The 2,862-nt window shown below is 69.3% G+C and carries 3 protein-coding genes; 1 reads left to right on the top strand and 2 read right to left on the bottom strand.

From position 1 onward, the window contains the following. The coding region (locus ACFTZL_RS43585; RefSeq protein ID WP_382595796.1) for a zf-HC2 domain-containing protein at positions 1-442 on the bottom strand (442 nt) is incomplete at its 3' end. Continuing rightward, on the bottom strand, positions 439-981 hold the full coding sequence (locus ACFTZL_RS43580; RefSeq protein WP_382595793.1) for a sigma-70 family RNA polymerase sigma factor: 543 nt from the start codon (positions 979-981) through the stop codon (positions 439-441). The genes ACFTZL_RS43585 and ACFTZL_RS43580, both read right to left, overlap by 4 nt. 227 nt (positions 982-1,208) lie before the next feature. Between ACFTZL_RS43580 and ACFTZL_RS43575 the strand changes: the two genes are divergently transcribed. Next, entirely contained in the window at positions 1,209-2,741 is a 1,533-nt protein-coding gene (locus tag ACFTZL_RS43575) for a DUF4331 domain-containing protein (RefSeq protein ID WP_382595790.1), read from the top strand. The last annotated feature ends 121 nt before the right edge of the window (positions 2,742-2,862 follow it).

Raw genomic sequence — 2,862 nt, 5'->3', positions numbered from 1 at the left:
GTTCGTCCTGGGTCCGGTTCGCCTGGACGGCGAACAGCGAGGCGACGACGAGGGCCGCGGCGGCGGTGGCCGTGGCGAAGGGCACGAACAGCGGGATCCGGCGCCGCACCCGCTGCCGCGGCGGCGGCTGCGTGCCCCACACATGCGGCGGCAACTGCGTCGCACGCGCGCGGGCCGGCTCGCGTACCGCCTCCTGGGGCACCGGATCCTGCGGAGTCGTCCGTACGGCGGCCATGACGCGGTCGCGCATCGCGGCCGGGGCCGGGGCGGCCGTGGACCAGGCGAGCCGGACGGCGTCCTCGGACAGGTCACGCACCTCGGCGGCGCAGCGGTCGCAGTCCTTCATATGCCTCTCGAAGCGGACCCGCTCCGGGGGTTCCAGGGCGTCGAGCGCGTAGGGCGCGGCCAGCGAGTGCGGGTCCTCGCGGCGGAAGAGGCTCATGCCACGCCTCCCAGGCACTCGCGCATCCGGGTCAGCCCGTCGCGCATGCGCGTCTTGACGGTGCCCAGCGGCAGGGAGAGCCGCTCGGCCACCTCACGGTAGGTGTAGCCCTCGTAGTAGGCGAGGGTGACGGACTGGCGCTGGAGTTCGGTGAGGCGGTCCAGGCAGCGGCGTACCCACTCGCGTTCGAGTCCCGCCTCGACCTCCTCGGTGACCTGGTCGAAGGCCGGGAAGTGGGCGCGCCAGGCCTCGCGCTGCTCGCGCTCCCCCGCCGCGCGGGCGCTGCGCACCCGGTCGACGGCACGGCGGTGGGCGAGGGTGAGGATCCAGGACAGCGCGCTCCCCCGGTCCGGGTCGAACTTCGCTGCGGACCGCCACAGTTCGAGCAGCACCTCCTGAGCCACCTCCTCCGACTGGGCCGCATCGCGCACCACACGCCGTACAAGACCGAACACCGGGCCGGACACCAGTCCGTACAGCTCCTCGAAGGCCTGGTGGTTCCCGCCCGCCACGAGCAGCAGCAGTTCGTCCGCCTCCACTCGTTCCCCCTCTCCGAGGCCGCATCGGGCCTGTCCCCTCACACGAGGTATTCGCAACGCACACACCTCCGGATGGGGTTACGGATCAACTCGCCGAAAACGCGGGTCGCCTGGCGATGAAACAACTTTTCACTCGCGCCGTAAGAACGTTTGAGATTCGACCAATCCGCTCTGCCGACCACTCCGAATGGCGTGTGTCAGGCAAGTTGGCACCGAGGACGGACGGCATGACACCTACCTTCAGGACCGGCGCGGGGCGCCGGAGCATCGCGACTGTGATCTGTGGTGCGCTGGCCACCGGCGGGCTCGCCGCCGCCGGTGTGACCGCGCTGGCCCCTGAGGAGGCCTCCGCCTCCAGTCACCGCGAGGCCCCGCTGATCTCGGGGACACCGCAGTTCGACAACACCGACGTGTACGCGTTCGTCAGCCCGGACAAGCCGGACACGACGACCATCGTCGCAAACTGGATCCCGATGGAGGAACCGGCGGGCGGGCCCAACTTCTTCACCTTCGCCGAGGACGCCGAGTACGACCTGCGCATCGACAGCAACGGCGACGCGCAGGAAGACCTGCTGTTCCGGTACACGTTCAAGACGCACACGAAGAACGACAAGACGTTCCTGTACAACACGGGTCCGGTCGAGAGCCTCGACGACCCCGACCTCAACATCACGCAGACCTACGACATCGAGCTGATCAAGCTCAAGGACCTGAAGGCGGTGTCGAAGACCAAGGTCGCCGACGACGTGCCGGTGGCGCCGTCGAATGTCGGCAAGGCGTCGATGCCGGACTACAACACCCTGCGCAAGCAGGCGATCCACAAGCTCGCCGGGGGCGCCCAGACGTTCGCCGGTCAGGCCGACGACCCGTTCTTCCTTGACCTGAGGGTCTTCGACCTGCTGTACGGCGGGAACCTCTCCGAGGTCGGCAACGACACGCTCAAGGGCTACAACGTCAACTCGATCGCCCTGCAGGTCCCCAACAGCTTCATCGCCGAGTCGCACGAACAGCCGATCGTCGGCGTCTGGTCGACGACGCAGCGCGAGAACGCCAAGGGCTACTACTCCCAGGTCTCGCGCCTCGGCATGCCGCTGGTGAACGAGGTCGTCAACCCGCTGAAGGACAAGGACAAGTTCAACGCGTCCGCGCCGCGGGACGACGCCCAGTTCCTGGAGAACGTCACCAACCCGGAGCTGCCCAAGCTCATCGAGGGGATCTACAAGATCCCGGCGCCCGACGAGCCGCGCAACGACCTGGTCGATGTGTTCCTCAAGGGGGTCAAGGACCTCAACCAGCCGCCGCATGTGACGCCGTCGGAGCAGCTTCGGCTCAACACGTCCATCAAGCCGGCCGCCAAGCCCAAGCGGCTGGGTGTCCTGGACGGTGACAACGCGGGCTTCCCGAACGGGCGTCGCCTCACCGACGACGTGATCGACGCGTCGCTCCAGGTCGTCGAGGGTGAGCTGCTCGGCGCCAAGAACGACCTCGGCGACGCGGTGAACGAGAACGACAAGAAGTTCGGCAAGTCCTTCCCGTACCTGGCCAACCCGACCGAGGGTTCGCGCGGCCCGCTCGCCAAGGGTGTGGACGGCGGCAACGACGTCCGCAGCCAGCTCGGCGACGCGCTGCAGCCGGCCGGCGCCGAGGGCTCGGACGACATGCGCCTGATCGCCGCGTCCGCCGGGGCCGGCGCGGGCGGCATCGTCCTGATCGGCGCGGCCCTGATGTGGTGGCGCCGTATGCGGAACCGGGCGTACTGACCCGTTCCGCTCCCCCGACCGGCGCGGCCCGTTCCCACCCATCCCCCACGGCACGGGCCGCGCCTTCCACCTCCCCACACCCGCACCCGCACCCGCACAGCCGACTGAGGAGACCCATGCC

The sequence above is a fragment of the Streptomyces sp. NPDC056948 genome (genome assembly GCF_042674225.1).
GTDB classification, from domain to species: Bacteria; Actinomycetota; Actinomycetes; order Streptomycetales; family Streptomycetaceae; genus Streptomyces; species Streptomyces purpurascens.
This window is presented reverse-complemented; position numbering and strand designations above follow the sequence as displayed.